Genomic DNA, 18,446 nt, shown 5'->3' on the forward strand with positions numbered 1-18,446 from the left:
GGCAGCCACCGGGCGGGCGCCGAGGCGCCCGCCCGTCCGAGCAAGATCAGAGTGTTTGACCGACTCGGTCGACGATGGCGAGAGCCAGCACGGCCGACGATCCCGCCGACCCACCCACCCCGAGGAAGGCGTAGGTCTCGGGATGGAAGACCAGCACGATCTGTCCCGGGCCGCCCGTCGAGGACCAGGTGATCCCGATACCCGATCGGCCCGCGCCGTCCTTGGCGTGCTCCACAGCCCGCAGGCCCGGCGTCGTCGCCGCCGCCTCGTAGAGCGCCGCACGTGATCGGGGGCGTAGGTAGCCCTCGCCGAGGTAGTAGAGGAGGTCCTTGCCGGCAGCATTGGCGTCACCCGGTCCACCGCTGCGATTCTTCGTCAGGAAGGCCCGCATGGCGGCGGCGTCGGTGGGCATGTCGGCACGGTAGGCGGGCGTTGGAGTGCACCGCTCGGTCTCGCCCGGCACCACCTGGTTGCCCCTGGTCACCGCGGACCTTCCGTTCCGGCAGCCGGGCAGGATGGTCTCCGTGCGGCCACCGGTAGCGGTCTCGATGATCAGACCGTCCCGGACTCCGTCCACCGACTGCCAACTTTCCCGGATTTCCGGACCCTGCTGGCTGCGTGAGTAGACAAACTGATGTGGCCGGGGATTGACGTCGGGCAGCTCCAGCGCAGCGGCCGCCGCGTTCCGGAGAACCTGGGCCGCATCGGCCCGGGCGGCCGGGGTGCTGCCACCGAGCCGGTCCGGGGCAAGGACCAGTACGGCAGCCAGCGACGCAGCTACGCTGGCCGCCGCCACCCCGCTGAGCACGAGCCGCCAAACGGGCTGCCGCGAGCGAGGAGGCGCCGGAAGTACGACCGTCGTCACGGGTACGGAGGCCAGGGTGGTCATCGCGGTCGTCAGCCGGGTACGGGCCGGCTCCAACCGCTCGATCGTCGGCAGCCCGGTCTCGCCACCGAGTTGCTGGAGCAGCCGCATCTCATCCATTGCGCAGTGCCTCCTTGATAGTGCCGGCCGGTTCGCCGCCCAACCGCTCACGGAGCAGCCGGCGGGCTCGGTTGAGTCGTGATCGCACGGTGCCGACCGGAATCGTCAGAGCGGCGGCAACCTCGTCGTAGGTCAGGTCCTCCCACGCGACCAGCAGCAACACGTCGCGGTCTCCGTCGGAGAGCACGGCCAACGCGTCCACAAGGAGTCGACGTAGCGATTGCGCGGTCACCACATTGGTGACCCGGTCGGCGTGCTCCGTCTCGCTCGTCGGGGGGACGTACGCCTGCCGTAGCCGGTACTCCCGTTCCTCATTGCGCCAGTGTTGGCTGACGATGTTGGCTGCGATTCCATACAGCCATGGCCGGGCGTTCGCGTGGGTGACGTCGAATCGATCCCGACGACGAAATCCCGCGAGAAACGTCTCAGCAACCAGGTCGTCCGCCACCGGCCCGCCGAGACGACGGGCCAGGTAACGATGGATGTGCGGCGCGTGTCGGTCGAAGATGACCGAGAAGATCTCCGGTTCCTGCACGGACCGGGCGATAATCGCTCCGTCCGCCATCGCACCGACATCGACATCTTTTGCTCGCCGCAGGTGCTTCATATAAAGCCTTTCGCGGAGCGGGATGGGTCACCTGTTATCCGCGTCCGGCGGCCAAACGGTTCATGGGCGGCGCGAGCAGCGCCGGCACGGCGGCGGCCGATGCCGCTCGCCGCGCAGCTCCTCGGCACGCCCGCCCGGGCGTCGTTCATAAAATGGTGGTGGGTTCGCCCCTTGCCGCCCGTCGAACAAGGCGGCGCAACTCCATCGTGACGCAGGCGGGGCCGGGGTCACCAGCTCGTGGGCAGGGGCATTCCTTCGGTGAAGCCGGCGGCGCTCTGCACGCCGACGATCGCCCGCTCGTGGAACTGCGTCAGGTTTCGTGCGCCGGCGTAGGTGAAGGCGCTGCGAACACCGGCGATGATCTCGTCGATCAGGTCCTCGACGCCGGGTCGGACCGGGTCCAGGTACATCCGAGCCGAGGAGATGCCCTCCTCGAACACCGCCTTGCGAGCCCGGTCGTACGGGCTGTCGTCGGCGGTACGGGCACTGACGGCCCGAGCCGAGGCCATCCCGAAGCTCTCCTTGTAGCGCCGGCCGTCCGGCTCGGTGTACAGGTCGCCGGGAGACTCGTAGGTGCCGGCGAACCACGAGCCGATCATCACGTTCGACGCCCCGGCGGCGAGCGCGAGCGCCACGTCCCGGGGGTGCCGCACCCCGCCGTCGGCCCAGACGTGCCGGCCCAGTTGCCGGGCTGCGGCCGCGCAGTCGAGTACGGCGGAGAACTGCGGCCGACCCACGCCGGTCATCATCCGGGTGGTGCACATCGCGCCCGGCCCGACGCCGACCTTGATGATGTCCGCACCCGCCTCGACGAGGTCACGTACTCCCTCAGCGGTGACCACGTTGCCGGCCGCGACGGGGACCCCCGGGTCCAGCTTGCGGACCGCCTGGAGCGCGGAGATCATCCGCGACTGGTGGCCGTGTGCGGTGTCCACGACAAGCGTGTCCACCCCCGCCTCCAGCAGCGCGGCGGCCTTGCCGGTCACGTCGCCGTTGATCCCGACGGCCGCCGCGATGCGCAGCCGGCCCCGGTCGTCCACGGCCGGCGTGTAGAGGGTGGCGCGCAGCGCGCCCTGGCGGGTCAGCACCCCGACCAGCCGACCGTCGGCGTCCACCACCGGTGCGAGTCGACGACGGCCCGCGGAGAGCAGGTCGAAGCCGGTACGCGGGTCGGCGTCCGCCGGGACGGTGTGCAGCTCGGTGGACATCACGTGACGGAGCTGGGCGAACCGATCCACTCCCGTGGTGTCGGCCTCGGTGACCACGCCCAACGGCCGGCCGGCGTCGTCGACCACGATCACCGCGGCGTGCGAGCGCTTGGGCAGCAGGTGGATGGCGTCACCCACGGTCTCCGTCGGGCCCAGGGTGATGGGCGTGTCGTAGACCAGGTGCCGCTGCTTGACCCAGGCGACGACATTCGCCACCACCTCGATCGGGATGTCCTGCGGGATCACCGTGATCGCGCCTCGGCGGGCCACCGTCTCGGCCATCCGCCGGCCGGCGACCGCTGTCATGTTGGACACCACGAGCGGGATGGTGGTGCCGGTGCCGTCACCGGTGGACAGGTCGACGTCGAGCCGGGAGCCCAGGTCGGAGCGGGCCGGCGCCATGAAGACGTCGGTATAGGTCAGGTCGTGCGCGGGGGCCGCGCCGTGAAGGAACCGCACCCGGCCATCATTCCCGGCCAGGGCCGTCCGCGCCCGCCTCGGTGCCGCAAACCACCCCCGCCGGCAGGACGAAGTAGCAGGACCCGGGTCAAAGCCCGTCAGGCGATGGTGCAGATGGGAGCACCGGCGGTGAGCACCGCGCCGACCTCGGCGGTGAGCCCGCTCACCGTGCCCGACTTGTGGGCGTGCAGCGGCTGCTCCATCTTCATCGCCTCCAGCACCACCACCAGGTCCCCCTCGGCCACGGTGTCGCCGTCGGCTACCGCGATCTTGACGATGGTGCCCTGCATGGGTGAGGTGAGCGCGTCGCCGCTGACCGGCGTGCCCCCCTTGGCCGCGCCGCCGCGTCGTCCCGGCTTACGGGTGGCGGGTGCCGCGGTGGTCGTACTCCCGCCGAAGCCGGCGGGGAGGCTGACCTCCAGGCGCTTGCCGCCCACCTCGACCACGACGGTGTCGCGCTCGGCCGGCGCCTCGGCGGCGCCGGCGGCGGCGGCGAACGGCGGCACGGTGTTGTGGAACTCCGTCTCGATCCACCGGGTGTGCACGGTGAACGGTTCGGCGGTGAACGCCTCGTCCCGCACGACCAGCCGGTGGAACGGCAGCGCGGTGGCCATCCCGTCGACGACCATCTCGTCAAGCGCGCGGCGGGCGCGCTCCAGCGCCTCGGTGCGCGTCTCACCGGTGATGATCACCTTGGCCAGCAGCGAGTCGAAGTTGCCGCCGATCACGTCGCCGGCCGAGATGCCGGTGTCCACCCGGACGCCCGGGCCGGTGGGCAGGCGCAACGTGGTGACGGTGCCCGGCGCGGGCAGGAAGTTTCGGCCGGGGTCCTCGCCGTTGATCCGGAACTCGATGGCGTGCCCGCGCGGCGTCGGGTCCTCGGTGCTGCGCAGCTTCTCGCCGTCGGCGATCCGGAACTGCTCGCGGACCAGGTCGATGCCGGCGGTCTCCTCGGTGACCGGGTGCTCGACCTGGAGCCGGGTGTTGACCTCCAGGAAGGAGATGGTGCCGTCCCTGCCGACCAGGTATTCGACAGTGCCGGCGCCGTGGTAGCCGGCCTCCCGGCAGATCGCCTTGGCACTCTCGTGGATCTGTGCCCGCTGGGCGTCGGTGAGGAACGGCGCGGGGGCCTCCTCCACGAGCTTCTGGTGGCGACGTTGCAGCGAGCAGTCCCGGGTGCCCACCACGATCACGTTGCCGTGCTGGTCGGCGAGGACCTGCGCCTCGACGTGGCGGGGCTGGTCCAGGTAGCGCTCGACGAAGCACTCGCCCCGGCCGAACGCCGCGACCGCCTCCCGGGTGGCCGACTCGAAGAGCTGGGGGATCTCCTCCATCGTCCGGGCGACCTTGAGGCCGCGGCCGCCGCCGCCGAAGGCAGCCTTGATGGCGACCGGCAGGCCGTGGTCGACGGCGAACGCCATCACCTCGTCCGGGCTGGCCACCGGGTCCGGCGTGCCGGGGACCAGCGGAGCGCCGGCGCGCTGGGCGATGTGCCGGGCGGTCACCTTGTCGCCCAGGTCGCGGATCGCCTGCGGGGTGGGGCCGATCCAGGTCAGCCCGGCGTCGACGACCGCCTGGGCGAAGTCGGCGTTCTCGGACAGAAAGCCATAACCCGGGTGTACGGCGTCCGCGCCGGCCCGCGCGGCGACGTCGAGCAGCTTGTCGATGCGCAGGTACGTCTCGGTCGCGCTGTCCCCGCCGAGCGCGTACGCCTCGTCCGCGAGGGTGGTGTGCAGGGCGTCCCGGTCGGAGTCCGCGTACACGGCGACGCTGCCCAGGCCGGCGTCGCGGCACGCACGGATCACCCGGACGGCGATCTCGCCGCGGTTGGCGATGAATACCTTGCGCACCTTCGTGGCTCCTCCCCGGCAGGTTACTGACGGGGAGTGTATCGGCCGCCCCGGTCACCCTAACGATCGCTCAGCGTGGAATGCGGCACGCACCATAGTCAAACTTGGCTATTACGCTTGTGCGGTGTCTGCGACTCGAATGATGATCCTCGGTCTGGTGCGGTGGATGCAGCCCGTGCACGGCTACGACGTACGCCGCGAGCTGTTGAGCTGGAGCGCCGACAAGTGGGCGAACGTGCAGCCCGGCTCGATCTACCACGCGTTGCGCAAGCTCACCGAGGAAGGGCTGCTCCGGGCCGTCGCCACCGAGCAGGTCGGAGCCCGCCCGGCTCGGACCACCTACGAGGTGACCGCAAAGGGTGAGGACGAGTTCGAGACGCTGCTGCGCAACCTCTGGTGGAACCTCGGCGAACAGTCCGACCCCTTCGCGGTGGCCTTCTCCTTCCTGCCCGCCATGCCGCGCGCCGAGGCCGCGGCGGCCCTGCGCAATCGGGCCAATCTGCTGCGCGCCGGTGTCGAGTCGATGCGTGCCTCGTTGGAGTCGGACTGGGTGCGTAACCGCAAGCCGGTGCACGTGGGTTGGATGTTCGAGCTGTGGGCGGCGCGGGCGGAGGCGGAGATGGGGTGGTGTGAGCGGATCGCGGAGCGGATCGACTCCGGAGTGTCGTACCTGCCTGCTGAGCTGGAGAGCGCCGAGGGTTGGTCGGGTTTCAGGGACCGTCGGGAGTCGGCGCCGCCGAAGCAAGCGGAATAATCAACGTTGACTAAAAAAGCTATATCGCGTTAGCCTGCTGGCGGCACTGCGGGGGAGTGCGCCGTCCGGCGTCGTCCCCACTCGACGGCCGGCGCGGCCGGCCCGAACGACCAGGAGCAGAAATGATCGAGACCAGGGGGCTACGGAAGTCGTTCCGCTCCCGCGCGGGTCGAGAGACGAAGACGGTGGACGCCGTGCGGGGCGTCGACCTCAAGGTCGCCGAGGGCGAGATCTTCGGCTTCCTCGGCCCGAACGGCGCCGGCAAGACCACCACGCTGCGGATGCTCGCGACGCTCATCGAGCCGGACGGTGGCGACGCCACCATCGCGGGCGCCGACCTGCGCAAGGACCCGGCCGAGGTGCGCCGCCGGATCGGGTACGTCCCGCAGGGCGGCAGCACCTGGGACGAGTCCACCGCCCGCGAGGAGCTGGTGCTGCACGCCCGCATGTATGGCATCGGCAAGGCCGACGCGCAGCGGCGCGCCGTCCGCGCCCTGGACGCCTTCCAACTCACCGAGTACGCCGACCGCGCGTGCAAGACCTACTCCGGCGGCCAGCGTCGGCGGGTCGAGATCGCGCTCGGCATCATCCACGAGCCGAAGATCGTCTTCCTGGACGAGCCGACCACCGGCCTCGACCCGCAGAGCCGCGCGCACATGTGGGACGAGATCCGGCGGCTGCGCGGCGACGGCATGACCGTCTTCATCACCACGCACTACCTGGACGAGGCCGACGCGCTCTGCGACCGGATCGCGATCATGGACAACGGCGAGGTCGTGGCCGAGGGCACCCCGGCCGAGTTGAAGCGCGAGATCTCCGGCGACGTGGTGCTTGTCGGTCTCGACCTGGCCGCCACCCCGCAGGCCGCCCAGGTGCTCGACGGCGAGTCGTACGTCAACAAGCTGGAGGCCATCGACGAGGGCGGGCTGCGCCTCTACGTCGACGAGGGTGCCATCGCCATTCCGCAGGTGCTGCGCAGGCTCGACCACGCCGGGCTGGAGTTGCGCTCGATCGAGCTGCACCGACCCAGCCTGGACGACGTCTTCCTCACCAAGACCGGTCGCTCGCTGCGCGAGTCCTGACAACCCGGAGATCACTCATGAAATTCGCCCGTGACACCTGGCTGATCTTCCAACGCCAGACCCAACTCCTGCTGCGCAACCCGGTCTGGGTCTTCGTCGGCGTGTTCCAGCCGGTCATGTACCTGCTGCTGTTCGCCCCGCTGCTCAAGCCGGCACTGAACGCGCCCACCCAGGCCGCCGCCTACAAGATCTTCGTACCCGGCCTGTTGGTGCTGCTGGCGATCTTCGGCGGGCTGTTCCAGGGCTTCGGCCTGATCGCCGAACTGCGCGCCGGTGTCATCGAACGCTCCCGGGTCACCCCGATCAGCCGGCTCGCCCTGCTGCTCGGCCGCTCGCTGCGTGACGTCGTGTCGCTCGTCGTGCAGGCGATCATCATCACCCTGCTGGCGCTCCTGTTCGACCTGCGGGTGTTCATCGGGGACCTGCTGCTGGCGTACCTGATGCTCGCCCTGATCGCCCTCATGACCTCGGCCGTCTCCTACGGCGTCGCCCTCAAGGTCAAGAGCGAGGACGCGCTGGCTCCCCTGATGAACACGGTGGCGCAGCCGGTGCTGTTGCTGTCCGGCATCCTGCTGCCGCTCACCTTCGCGCCCGGCTGGTTGCAGGGCATCGCCAACTGGAACCCGTTCTCCTGGGCGGTCGACGGCACCCGGGCGCTGTTCGCCGGCGACCTGGCCAGCGACAAGGTCTGGCAGGGCCTCGGCATCACCACGGTGCTCGCCGCGCTTGGCGTCTACTGGGCCGCTCGCCAGTTCGCCCGCAGCGTCCGCTGACGCGAGCTGCCGGCCCGGCGTGATCGGCGCATGGTCGTGGCTTGATCGACTCGGGTTACTGGAAGTCGGGGTGTCCTACCGGTGAGGATGCCGCGACTTCCAGGAACCCGAGTCGATCAGTGTGACCGACGGGCGTCGCCGGTCAACGCACCCGGGCGAGGGTGAGGCCGTCCGCGATCGGCAGCATCACCGGGTCCACCCGTACGTCGGCCAACACCTCATCATTGAAGGCGGCGATCGCCCGGTCGCCCTCGTTCTGCGGCGCCACGATCCGTCCGCCGCGCAGGACGTTGTCGACAGCGATCACGCCACCGGGCCGCATCCGGGGCACCAACTCAGCCCAGTAGACCGGGTAGCCCGTCTTGTCGGCGTCGATGAACGCGAAGTCCAGGTAGCGCTCGTGCGGCAACTCCCGCAATGTCTCCCCGGCCGGGCCGATGCGCAGCTCGATCCGGTCCTGCACGCCGGCCCGCTCCCAGTAACGCCGGGCGATGCCGGTGAACTCCTCGGAGATGTCGAAGCAGGTCAGCCGCCCGCCCTCGGGCAACCCGCGGGCGATCGCCAGCGACGAGAGCCCGGTGAACGTGCCGACCTCGACGGCCTGCCGTACGTCGAGCAGCCGTGTCAGAAACGTCAGAAAGGCGGCCTGCTCCGGTGCCACCTGCATGGTGGCGTGCTCCGGCAGCACCGACCGGGTCTCCTCGGCCAGGTCACGAATGATTTCGTCCGGCGGGGAGCCGTGGGCGACCAGGTAGGAGTGCAGCTCGTCAGTCAGCGGGATCGACTTGGTGGTCATGACCGGACGTTACCGAGTGGCTCGACCGACTGGCCTCCCGGCGCGACCTTCGTCCACAGGTCGGTGATCTGTAGGTCGAGTTCCGCGAGGAGACGGCGCAGCAGCGGCATCGACAACCCCACCACAGTCCCCGGGTCACCCTCGATCCGCTCCACGAACGGCCCACCCAACCCGTCGATCGTGAACGCGCCGGCCACCGCCAGCGGCTCACCACTCGCCACGTACGCGGCGATCTCGTCATCACTGATGTCCGCGAAGTGGACAGTGGTCGAGGCGACCGCCTCCGCGCGCCGCCCGGCGGAAACATCGATCAGGCAGTGCCCGCTGTGCAGGACGCCGCTGCGCCCCCGCATCCGCAGCCAACGCCCGGTGGCGTCCGCCGCGTCCGTGGGCTTGCCGAGGATCTCCCCGTCGAAGGCGAGCACGGAGTCACAGCCGATCACCAACGTCCGCTGGCCGGCGTCCGGACTCAGCCGGGTCAACACCGCCTGCGCCTTGAGGCGCGCCAACTCCAGGCACAACTCCTCAGCCCGCTCGGTCACCACCAACGACTCGTCCACCCCACTGACCAGCACATCCGGCTCAATTCCGGCAGCCTGGAGGGACTTACGACGGGCAGGGCTCGCTGAGGCGAGCACGAGGCGGAGCGGCAGGGTCTCAGACACCCACCCGACGTTACCGGTCAACCATCCCCACAACGACCTCCCGCCACGCACCCGTCCCGACGTCGTCCCGGGCGTGCTCGACCTCCGTCGACCGAGCGCCCAGCCTGATCAACTCGCCGATGCTGAAACCGCGGTATCCCACCGCCTCGGACACCGCAACATCAAGGAACCCGAGTCGATCGCCACATCGCGGACCGATCAGCGACTAATCCTGGGCGGCGGGTCATCCCCGCGCCGACGCCGCCGCGCCACCACCGCCCACCCAACCCCCACAGCCAAGATCACCCCAAGGGTGGCCAGGCCACGCGCCGTCGCGCCACCGTCACCCGGCTGAGCATCGGTCGTCGTCGGGCCAGCACCGGCCGGCGCGCTCACAGATTCAAACCCCAGCGGCGGTACGTCCGCCGTCAGCGCCGCCACCAGATCGATCACGCCATAGCCGTACTCGTCGTCACGCCCAGGCGGGCCCTTGTCGATCGCCGTTGCCGTCAGCCGGTGCGCCACCTCCCGCGCCGGCAGGTACGGGTACTTGGACCGAATCAACGCCGCCGCCCCCGCCACAATCGCCGTGGCGTCAGAGGTTCCAGTGCCCTTGCGGTACTTGCCATCGATGCTCGTGCTGTAGATATCGACAGCTGGCGCAACCACGTCAATCTCAGGGCCGGTAACGGAGATAGCAGCGCGATTCCCATCTCGATCGACCCCGCCGACAGCGATCACCTCTGGATAGCGTGCGGGATAGCCGACTGCCTGGTTCCAAGGCGCATTTCCGGCGGCAGCAACAACTACGATATCAGACTGTGATGCCATCCTGATTGCTTGTTGTAGACGAGAGTTTGCGCCGCCCGAAATTGAAATACTAATAACGTCGGCCCCACTGCTGATGGCATATTCAATGGCGGCCGTTAATGATTCCGAGTCGTCTTTATTGTCAGGTGAAGAGCAGTAGATTGGCAGGATCTTAGCCTGAGGAGCGATGCCGAGGGTGCCCGATTCGCCCTCGCCGTGGGCAGCGATAAGGCCGGCCATTCCCGTGCCGTGGCCATCTTTATCGGTTAGGCCATCGCTGCTACCCCCCGGAATTACGTCAATTCCCGCAAGAAGGCTGCCATTCAGATCCGGATGTTGATCGACGCCGCTGTCAGGAAGTGCAACCTTAATGCCATAGCCCTGGCTGACCTTGTGCGCCTCCGCAACTTTCAGAGAGCTTAAATGCCATTGCCTCGGATTTGCATATTCGCCAGGCAGGTGAAAGTTGGGCGCTAAGGCCCCGCCCGAAACGCTCAGAACCGCGAGGAGCGCGATGCTGATTTGTGATCTCACCGGGGAAGGCCGAGGGCCGGGCCAGGATCGATTGGGCCGTCATCGTCAGGAGGAAGTACCACTGGGGGAACTCCTTCCTCTGTTTTCCAAGGAAAATCTGCGTCCCATCGCGTGGGTTTTACGTCGCCATCATTGGGATTCCGTCGGCCAGGTCGCGTAGGGGCGCCGCTGCTGGTCCAATTGGCCCCATTTCCAGGAGCGCCGCCAAGAGGTGTTGCCCCACTCCCGCCGCCGAGTGCCCGCGGAGCACTAGGCCGTGATCCCGCCCCTCCGGTTGGTGCTGTGCCAGCGCTGCCACCTCCGATGACCCCCCCAATGGGATTGACGCGACGCGGGGAAGGCGACCCATTGCTCGGTTGGCCGACGCCTAGTCCCGGTGCTCCGCCAATGAGTCCGCTTGGCGGCATTGGCTTGGGTGTCGCCATTGGAGTAGTCCCAATCCCTCTAGACTCCGAGGGCTTCGGCCGATCAGTCGCTCCCCGTTTATCAGCCGACGGTCCAACGACTCGCGGCCCGGCGGTTATGTGACCAAGGTTGGCTGGCATCCCTGGGCTGGGCTGGTTGGTATGCGGTAACTGCTGAGGCCGCGGCAAGTCCTGGGCTGGCGTGGTCACTGTGCTTGACCCGCCAAGTACAGGCCCTATTCCGGTTGCATTTGGCACTCGCTCGGTTCGGCGGTTACTCGACGGGTGGCCTATTGGTGAAATTTGCCCTGTTGGCCGAAGGGGGGTCGCAATAATGGGAGGGATTATTGGAGCTGTTTCTGCTGTGGTAGCAGTGACCTTCTCGTCAACGCGAAAGGAGGGCACCACGGGTGGTTTTTGGAGGGTTGCTTGGGCTTGTTGGAGTTCGCCGCTGAGGCTGAACATCGCCGCTCGTGCCTGAGTGTTGAGCCGCTCCAGGTCCGCGTCGGTGACCGGCGCTTTCGTAACCCGATTGCCCATCACCGCCTTCGGGTCGGCGGCCATCGACTCGAACGCCTGCTTCTGTTGGGACTTGGTCGCGTACTCCTCGTGGATCTTGCGGAGCGCGGCGCGGGTGGTGCCGATGGCCTGGGTGGCGGCGGAGAGTGCGGTGTAGTTCGCGGCGGCGGCGTTGTGGGTGCGCTGCACCTTGTCGATCAGCTCGTCGAGTTCGGCCAGGTAGGTGCTGGAGGCGGCGCTGGTTTCGGGTGGCCACGCCTCGGCGAGCCCGCGCCGGTATTCCTGGAGGCGGCTGAGGTGGGTCTGCGCCAGGTCGCAGACCTTGCGCCAGCCGGCGACCTGCTTCCAGTGGTTGTCGGTCTCGTGGTCCTGGAGGCAGGCCCACATGCTGTTGACGTCCATCAGTTGCCAGTCGGTGAGGCCGGAGGTGCGGCCGGTGCCCCGTTCGATCATGGCAGCACCACCGGCCCTTCGGCGTCGGGGCCGGTCGGGTCGGTCAGCATGGGTGTCGGGCCGCCGGGCAGCATGCTGGTCGGGTCGGCGAGGGCCTGTCGCACGTCCACCACGCGGGCGGCGGTGAAGGCGTCGCTGTCGGCGTATCTGGTGGCGACCTGGTCGGCGGCGGCGGCCAGGTGGCCGGTGGCGCCGCGGACGGCGTAGACCATGTCGGCGGTGGCCTGTTGCGTCTCGTGGTGCGCGTGCAGGAACGTGACCAACTCGACGAAGGCGTCGCACGGGTTGGGCAGCCGCGCGGACATGTCCTCGGCGATGTATGGAAGGTGCGGCGCGTAGTTGCTCTCGACCTCGGCGGCGAGCCGGTCGGCGAACTCTCTGAGCTGGCTGATGTCGGCCTCGATGCCGCCGTAGCCGCGCAGCCAGGGCGCTGGCCGGTCCTCTTCGGGGATCACGGGTCCTCCCTAGCTGTCACGACACCGTCTCCCTGAGTGAGGGTAACGGCTGCACGCGCCCCTGGCAGCCCCCGCCGGAGGGTCGGGTCAGCGAGGCAGGCCGGCGGTGCGCCACCCACCGGGACTGACCGGCCGAGCGCTGCGCGCCCAGACGGACGTGGTCGTCGGCGTGGGCGCGGCGGCGGGGCGGGTTCGCACGATGATCGCCCCTACCAGGGCGGCCAACTCCTCCGCGGTGGGCACGCCCCGGACGACCCGGAACAGCGGCTCTTCGGCAGACATGACGCCAGGGTACGCGGCGCGAAGTTGCGGGAAGCGCACAGTGGCGTGCCGGCGGTGTGAGCGTCGGCGGGTCCGGGTACCGTCTCAGCGATGTCGAACGCGCTTCCCCAACTTGTCGCTGACCGATACCGGCTTCTGACGCCGCTCGGCCAGGGTGGCATGGGCAGGGTGTGGAAGGCGCGCGACGAGGTGCTGCACCGGGACGTCGCCATCAAGGAACTGGTGCCGCCGCCGGGTCTCACCGACGAGGAGCGCCGGGAGATGCGCGAGCGCTCCCTGCGGGAGGCGCGGGCCATCGCCCGGCTCAACCACGCGAACGTCGTCCGCATCTTCGACGTGCTGCGCACCGATGGTGATCCGTGGATCGTCATGGAGTACGTGGCGTCGAGGTCGTTGCAGGACACTCTCGCCGAGGACGGCCCCGTGTCGGTGGCCCGCACTGTGGAGATCGGTCTCGGCGTGCTGGGCGCGCTCAGTGCCGCGCACAAGGCGGGCGTCATGCACCGCGACGTCAAGCCCGGCAACGTGCTGCTGGGCGAGGACGGCCGGGTGGTGCTGACCGACTTCGGTCTCGCCACTATCCCGGGCGACCCCAACGTGACCCGCACCGGGATGGTGCTGGGCTCACCCGCGTACATCTCGCCGGAGCGGGCCCGAGACGGCACCGCCGGCCCGGAGGCGGACCTGTGGTCGTTGGGCGCGACGCTCTACGCGGCGGTCGAGGGCAAGTCGCCGTACGCGCGGCCGTCGGCGATCGGCACCCTCGCGGCGCTGGCGACCGAGCCGATTCCGCCGCCGAAGAACGCCGGTCCGCTCAAGGCCGTGCTCAACGGCCTGCTCCGTAAGGATCCGCACGAGCGGATCACCGCCGAGGTGGCGGAACGCCTGTTGCGCCGCGCCGGTGGCAAGCGTGCGCGCGGGATCTCGCTGCTGGATGGCGTACGCCGGCCGGGGCCGAACGGCCCGCGCGAGCCGCGCCCGCCGCACGTCCCCGCCCCGCGGCCGGCCGAGAGTGCCGACCGGCCGGTGTCGCCGCCGCCGGCCGCCGCCGCGACCTCGGTTGTCGCAGCTGCGAGTCCCGCCGCCGATGCCACGCCGACGACAGTCGTTCCCTCCGGCGAGCACTCCGACCCGACCGCACCGGTGCCAGCCGACCCGACGGCGGCGGTCCCGGCCGAGCCGACCGCCACGATCGACCGCCCGTCCGATGCCGACCCGACCGCGAAGGTCACGGCCGCACCCGACACGAGCGGCGACGGTACGACGCACACCGGCGACAGCACGGCGACCATCGACGACGAACCGACTGTGGTCGACGGCCCGCCGGTGGCGCCGGAGCAGCGCAAGCCGACGACGCCGACGTCGCTCATGCCGCCGCTGAGCCCGGCCGGGCGTGCGGCGGTCCCGCCGTCGGACGGCACGAAGCCGAACAACACTCGCCGCAACGTGCTGATCGGGGCGCTTGTGGCCCTGCTGCTGATCGGCCTCGTGGTGATCGTGCCGATGCTCACCAAGGGCGACGACGACGAGACCCCGCAGGCCGGCCCGACGACCGGTGCGGCCGCGACGTCGGCGCCGGCGCAGTCCTCGGCTCCGGCGGCGCCTCCGCCCACCACGGGCGCACCGAGTGCGTCGCCCTCGGCCACGCCGTCGACCGACCCGAACGCGCTGCCGGCGGGCTGGAAGCTGCACGAGGGGCCGATCTTCTCCATCCCGCTTCCACCCGGCTGGAGCGGCCGTCAGACCAGCAAGGACACCTTCGTCTTCAACCAGTCCGGCGGGCCTGGCAAGTTGCTGGTCCAGTGGACCCCCACCCCGGAGAAGGACGCGGTCGCCGACTGGAAGGAGCAGGAACCGTACCGCAAGAGCCTGGTCAAGAACTACCAGTTGGTGGGCAGCATCAAGGGCTGCGACTGGTACCGGACCTGCGCCGACTGGGAGTGGCTGGAGACCCGGGACGGCACCCGCATCCACGTGCGCAACCGGGGCTTCGTAACCGCCACCAACCGGGGTTACGCCATCCGATGGGAGATCGCGGAGAAGGACTGGCAGGCCAACCTCGCCAACTTCGACCAGATCGTCAAGGGCTTCAAGCCCGATCGGATCAACTGACAGGCGTTCCGCACCTGCGCGAACCTGTCTCGCATGTTCTTGCGTCGTTCGGGGTATCTGATCTCCAACGACGGAGGGAGGTGCGACATGGGTTACCGATACAGGAACGCCCGGCCCCGGCTGGCACTGTGGATGCTCGTCGCACTCGGCGATGTGGCACTGCTGCTGATCAGCGTTGGTCTTCCGGTACTCGTCGCGCTGTTCGGCGTCGTTGCCATCACCGCTGGTGCGGTGGGCGTCCGGCGACTCAGCCGGCGGGACGCGCTGGTCCGCGAGGATGCTCCGGTGATGGTGCCGGTGTTGAGCCGACGGCGGGTCTGACCCGTACCCGGTGGGTGGCGGCAGCCGGACCGATTGTCAACCGTGTGGTGACCGTCGATCCCGCTGCCGCCAACGGCCCGATCAGGTGTTGTTGGCCAGCGCGATCAGTCGACTGCGGTCACCGTTCCAGTAGTTGCGGTCCACGTTGCCGCTGATCCCGGAGACGACGCCGGTGCTCGTGTACTGCCAGAAACTCCACACCGGCGCGCCGGCCGGCAGGGTGCCGGGAGCGCTCGACCAGCGGGCCAGCCAGAGCGGGTGGTTCGCCCACGGGCCGGTCCAGCTTCCGGTGCACTGGTTCCACCAGCTCGTGGTGGTGTAGATGACGGCGTACCGGCCGGTGCGGGACCGGTAGGTGTTCAGGAAGTCCTGCACCCAGTTGCGCATTCCGGTCGTGCTGAGCCCGTAGCAGTAGCCGCCGCTGTACGGGTTGGCCTCGATGTCCAGCGCCGCCGGCAGGGTGCGACTGTCCGCCGACCAGGCGCCGCCGTTGGAGGCCAGGTAGTTGGCCTGGGTCGAGCCGGCGGAGATGTTGGGCCGGGCGAAGTGGTACGCCCCGCGGATCACCCCGGCGTTGTACGAGTTGACGTAGTTGGCGTTGAAGTTCGGGTCCTTGAAGGTGGTGCCCTCGGTTGCCTTGATGAAGGCGAACTGGATGCCCGCGTTGCGGACGCTTGTCCAGTTGATGCTGCCCTGGTAGCGGGACACGTCGATGCCGGGTGTGGTGGCGGCGGCCGCCGGTCCGGCGGTCGCGACCAGGGCCGCCGCCGCGGTGGCGAGGACGGTGAGGCCGGCCGCGAACGCGCGGCGCAGCGATGACGAGGTACGGGCCATGAGTGCCTCCAAGGACGTCGCTCTATCGACAACCATCTTTGGAGGTAAGTGCCCTAGATCACAAGGGTGACTGAAAAAAGCTTCATCGACGAGCGTCGGTCGCACAGGTGACCGGAGCGGAACGAATCAGCCCAGAGTGGCCGGGTCGAGCTGCCAGCGGAACGGCTCGGCGACGGTCAACGTCTCGCCGGGCTTGGCCACCTGGTCCTCGACGTAGTGCCCACCGTCGAGCCGGTAGAGCCGCAGCGAGTGACCGTCGCCGTCCTGCTCGACCAGCAGGTACCAGGGGATTCGCGCGATGGCGTAGAGCTGCATCGTGACCAGCCGGTCGGCGGCGGCGTTGCCGGGCGAGACGATTTCGCCGACGAGCACCACCCGGTCGGGGTCGAGGAAAGTGCCATCGTCGTCGACATCGGTCACAACGAGGTCCGGAATGACGACTCGATCGATGCCGAGCCGGACGTTTATCGCGTCGTAGACCGACAGGCCGTGGAGGTCTGCCGCTGCTTCGATGCTGTTCGCCAGTCGGCGCGACACCCGCTGGTGCCGTCGGCTCGGGGCAGGGCTCACCAGAAGGCTCCCGTCGAGCAGTTCGATCCGGTTAGGCGTTTCGCCCAAGGCGAAGTAGTCGGCCTCGGTCCACAGGCCGATGTGCGGCTCCAGGGGCGCTGCGCTCACCCGCGTTCACCTCCCGCTCGACTCGCCACCCGATCAGTCTCCCAGGATACGAGTCGGTGCTCCGGAAGCGACACGGAACGCCGCCGGTAGGCTCGCGCCCCATGATGTCGATCGACGGGCTGGGCGAGATGTGGGACACGCTGTTCGGCGCTCAGCCGGACCCGCCCCCGCTGCTGGTGCTGATCACCGCTGCCGTCGCGCTTGTGGTGGTGTCCACCCGGCTGCCGTGGCGGATCGCCCGCAACGCCATCACCATCGCCCACGAGGGTGGGCACGCGATTGTCGCCCTGCTCACCGGCCGCAAGCTGCGCGGCATCCGGCTGCACTCGGACACGTCGGGGCTCACGCTCTCCGCCGGCCGTCCCACCGGGCCGGGCATGATCCTCACCCTGCTCGCCGGATATGTCGCCCCGCCGCTGGTCGGGCTCGCCGGTGCCTGGCTGCTCGGCGGCAACCGGATCACCCTGCTGCTCTGGGTGGCCGTGGTGCTGCTGCTGGCCATGCTCGTCATGATCCGCAACGTCTTCGGGGTGGTGTCGCTGCTGGTCACCGGCGCACTTGTGTTCGCCGTCTCGTGGTACGCCACGCCGCAGGTGCAGGCCGCGTTCGCGTACGTCGGGGTGTGGTTCCTGCTGCTCGGCGGGGTGCGACCTGTGGTGGAGCTGCAACGGCTGCGGTCGCGGGGCCGGATGCCCGCCTCCGACGCCGACCAGCTCGCCGGGCTCACCCCGTTCCCGCCGCTCTTCTGGGTGGCCTTCTTCGCCCTGGTCAACCTGGCCGCCCTGGTCGCCGGTGCCCTCCTGCTGACCGGCCCCATCCTCACCAGCGCCGGCCTCACGGTCTGATCCAGCGGGCAGAATGAGGCCATGCGATACGTGATCATCGGGGCGGGTGCGGTCGGTGGGACCATCGGCGTACGGCTGGCCCAGGCCGATCGGGACGTGACAGTGGTTGCCCGTGGTGCACACCTGGCTGCGATCCGGGCGCGCGGGTTGACCCTGCGGCAGCCCGACGGCGAGGTCACCGCCCGGCTCGCCGCCGTGGACGGGCCGGACGACCAGCCGCTGCCGGCGGACACGGTGCTGATCCTCACCGTCAAGTCGCAGGACACCGCCGGAGCGCTGGCCGCCTGGGTGGACGCGCCGGTGGCCGGCGGTGGCACGGCGGGCGAGCGGCTGCCGCTGGTGACCGCGCAGAACGGTGTGGCGAACGAGCGGGCCGCGCTGCGGCTCTTCGCCGACGTGCACCCGGTCTGCGTCTGGCTGCCGGCCACCCACCTGGACCCGGGCGTGGTGGTGGCGAACGGCTACCCACATCCGGGGATGCTCCACATCGGGCGATACCCGGAGGGCGCCGACGACACCGACCGGGCGATCGCCGCCGATCTGAGCGCCGCCGGGTTCGTCGCGCCGGTCCGTGCGGACGTGCTGCGCTGGAAGTACGGCAAGCTGCTCAGCAATCTCGGCAACGGTCTCCAGGCGTTGCTCGGCCGGGACATCCCGGACGTGTTTGTCGAGCGGGTACGCGCCGAGGGCGTCGCCGCGCTCGCCGCCGCCGGGATCGCGCACACCTCGCCGGCGGAGGAGAAGGCCGAACGCGGTGACCTGGTGCAGCAGCGCCCGGTCGACGGTGCGGCCCGTTCCGGTGGCTCCACCTGGCAGAGTCTGGCCCGGGGCACCGGTTCGACCGAGGTCGACCACCTCAACGGTGAGATCGCGCTGCTCGGCCGGCTGCACGGCGTACCGACGCCGGTGAACGTCGCGGTCCAGCGGGCTGTCCGCCGGGCGGTCCGGGAGCGGATCGGGGCCGGCGGGTTCCCGCTCGCCGAACTGGAGAAGATGATTCCCTGATCTCGGCAACCGACGACCCGACCCGGCGCGTGTTCC

General features: G+C 69.6%; 18 protein-coding genes. 7 read left to right on the top strand and 11 right to left on the bottom strand.

Features of this window, described 5'->3' with window-relative positions:
• Positions 1–46: 46 nt before the first annotated feature.
• The 4 genes from ACGFH8_RS12030 to ACGFH8_RS12045 all read right to left on the bottom strand — a co-directional run bounded on the left by ACGFH8_RS12030 (position 47) and on the right by ACGFH8_RS12045 (position 5,109).
• Positions 47–985, bottom strand: a complete 939-nt coding sequence (locus tag ACGFH8_RS12030; RefSeq protein ID WP_393366352.1) for a CU044_5270 family protein — start codon at positions 983–985, stop codon at positions 47–49.
• Positions 978–1,592 (bottom strand): RNA polymerase sigma factor, encoded by a 615-nt coding sequence (locus ACGFH8_RS12035; protein ID WP_393366354.1) that lies wholly within the window; start codon positions 1,590–1,592, stop codon positions 978–980. The genes ACGFH8_RS12030 and ACGFH8_RS12035 overlap by 8 nt, the downstream gene beginning before the upstream one ends.
• A 227-nt stretch (positions 1,593–1,819) precedes the next feature.
• On the bottom strand, positions 1,820–3,259 hold the full coding sequence (locus ACGFH8_RS12040; RefSeq protein WP_393366356.1) for a GuaB1 family IMP dehydrogenase-related protein: 1,440 nt from the start codon (positions 3,257–3,259) through the stop codon (positions 1,820–1,822).
• A gap of 98 nt (positions 3,260–3,357) precedes the next feature.
• On the bottom strand, positions 3,358–5,109 hold the full coding sequence (locus ACGFH8_RS12045) for an acetyl/propionyl/methylcrotonyl-CoA carboxylase subunit alpha (RefSeq protein WP_393366358.1): 1,752 nt from the start codon (positions 5,107–5,109) through the stop codon (positions 3,358–3,360).
• Between the two features lie 139 nt (positions 5,110–5,248).
• On the opposite strand from ACGFH8_RS12045, the gene ACGFH8_RS12050 reads away from it, so the two are divergent.
• The 3 genes from ACGFH8_RS12050 (at position 5,249) to ACGFH8_RS12060 (ending at position 7,718) form a co-directional block, all read left to right on the top strand.
• A complete protein-coding gene (locus ACGFH8_RS12050) occupies positions 5,249–5,863 on the top strand; it encodes a PadR family transcriptional regulator (protein WP_393367084.1) in 615 nt (204 codons plus the stop codon).
• A gap of 122 nt (positions 5,864–5,985) precedes the next feature.
• Positions 5,986–6,945, top strand: a complete 960-nt coding sequence (locus ACGFH8_RS12055) for an ATP-binding cassette domain-containing protein (protein WP_393366360.1) — start codon at positions 5,986–5,988, stop codon at positions 6,943–6,945.
• Positions 6,946–6,962: 17 nt separating this feature from the next.
• The gene (locus tag ACGFH8_RS12060) at positions 6,963–7,718 is read left to right on the top strand and encodes an ABC transporter permease (protein WP_393366362.1); all 756 of its coding nucleotides are present in this window, start codon (positions 6,963–6,965) and stop codon (positions 7,716–7,718) included.
• Positions 7,719–7,860: 142 nt separating this feature from the next.
• Here ACGFH8_RS12060 and ACGFH8_RS12065 read toward each other — a convergent pair whose 3' ends face one another.
• From ACGFH8_RS12065 to ACGFH8_RS12085, 5 genes are all read right to left on the bottom strand, one after another.
• A complete protein-coding gene (locus ACGFH8_RS12065) occupies positions 7,861–8,514 on the bottom strand; it encodes an O-methyltransferase (protein WP_393366364.1) in 654 nt (217 codons plus the stop codon).
• Positions 8,511–9,179 (bottom strand): Maf family protein, encoded by a 669-nt coding sequence (locus ACGFH8_RS12070; protein ID WP_393366365.1) that lies wholly within the window; start codon positions 9,177–9,179, stop codon positions 8,511–8,513. The genes ACGFH8_RS12065 and ACGFH8_RS12070 overlap by 4 nt, the downstream gene beginning before the upstream one ends.
• Before the next feature lie 198 nt (positions 9,180–9,377).
• On the bottom strand, positions 9,378–10,502 hold the full coding sequence (gene mycP / locus ACGFH8_RS12075; RefSeq protein WP_393366367.1) for a type VII secretion-associated serine protease mycosin: 1,125 nt from the start codon (positions 10,500–10,502) through the stop codon (positions 9,378–9,380).
• 1,372 nt (positions 10,503–11,874) lie between these two features.
• Positions 11,875–12,333: a hypothetical protein gene (locus ACGFH8_RS12080; RefSeq protein WP_393366369.1), complete on the bottom strand. Its 459-nt coding sequence runs from the start codon at positions 12,331–12,333 to the stop codon at positions 11,875–11,877.
• A gap of 87 nt (positions 12,334–12,420) precedes the next feature.
• The gene (locus tag ACGFH8_RS12085) at positions 12,421–12,615 is read right to left on the bottom strand and encodes an acyl-CoA carboxylase subunit epsilon (RefSeq protein ID WP_393366371.1); all 195 of its coding nucleotides are present in this window, start codon (positions 12,613–12,615) and stop codon (positions 12,421–12,423) included.
• Between the two features lie 90 nt (positions 12,616–12,705).
• Between ACGFH8_RS12085 and ACGFH8_RS12090 the strand changes: the two genes are divergently transcribed.
• Together ACGFH8_RS12090 and ACGFH8_RS12095 are read left to right on the top strand one after the other, a co-directional pair.
• Positions 12,706–14,727, top strand: coding sequence for a protein kinase (locus tag ACGFH8_RS12090; protein ID WP_393366373.1), 2,022 nt, complete (start codon positions 12,706–12,708; stop codon positions 14,725–14,727).
• Between the two features lie 87 nt (positions 14,728–14,814).
• Positions 14,815–15,048, top strand: a complete 234-nt coding sequence (locus ACGFH8_RS12095; protein ID WP_393366375.1) for a hypothetical protein — start codon at positions 14,815–14,817, stop codon at positions 15,046–15,048.
• 81 nt (positions 15,049–15,129) lie between these two features.
• On the opposite strand, the gene ACGFH8_RS12100 is transcribed toward ACGFH8_RS12095, so the two are convergent.
• Together ACGFH8_RS12100 and ACGFH8_RS12105 are read right to left on the bottom strand one after the other, a co-directional pair.
• On the bottom strand, positions 15,130–15,882 hold the full coding sequence (locus ACGFH8_RS12100; protein ID WP_393366377.1) for a GH25 family lysozyme: 753 nt from the start codon (positions 15,880–15,882) through the stop codon (positions 15,130–15,132).
• Positions 15,883–16,008: 126 nt separating this feature from the next.
• Positions 16,009–16,560, bottom strand: coding sequence for a Uma2 family endonuclease (locus ACGFH8_RS12105; protein ID WP_393366379.1), 552 nt, complete (start codon positions 16,558–16,560; stop codon positions 16,009–16,011).
• A gap of 101 nt (positions 16,561–16,661) precedes the next feature.
• On the opposite strand from ACGFH8_RS12105, the gene ACGFH8_RS12110 reads away from it, so the two are divergent.
• Positions 16,662–17,405, top strand: a complete 744-nt coding sequence (locus ACGFH8_RS12110) for a M50 family metallopeptidase (RefSeq protein WP_393366380.1) — start codon at positions 16,662–16,664, stop codon at positions 17,403–17,405.
• A 21-nt stretch (positions 17,406–17,426) separates the two neighbouring features.
• Positions 17,427–18,410: a ketopantoate reductase family protein gene (locus ACGFH8_RS12115; RefSeq protein WP_393366382.1), complete on the top strand. Its 984-nt coding sequence runs from the start codon at positions 17,427–17,429 to the stop codon at positions 18,408–18,410.
• Positions 18,411–18,446: the final 36 nt, after the last annotated feature.

This window comes from Micromonospora sp. NPDC049175, assembly GCF_043197345.1.
Classification (GTDB): Bacteria; Actinomycetota; Actinomycetes; order Mycobacteriales; family Micromonosporaceae; genus Micromonospora.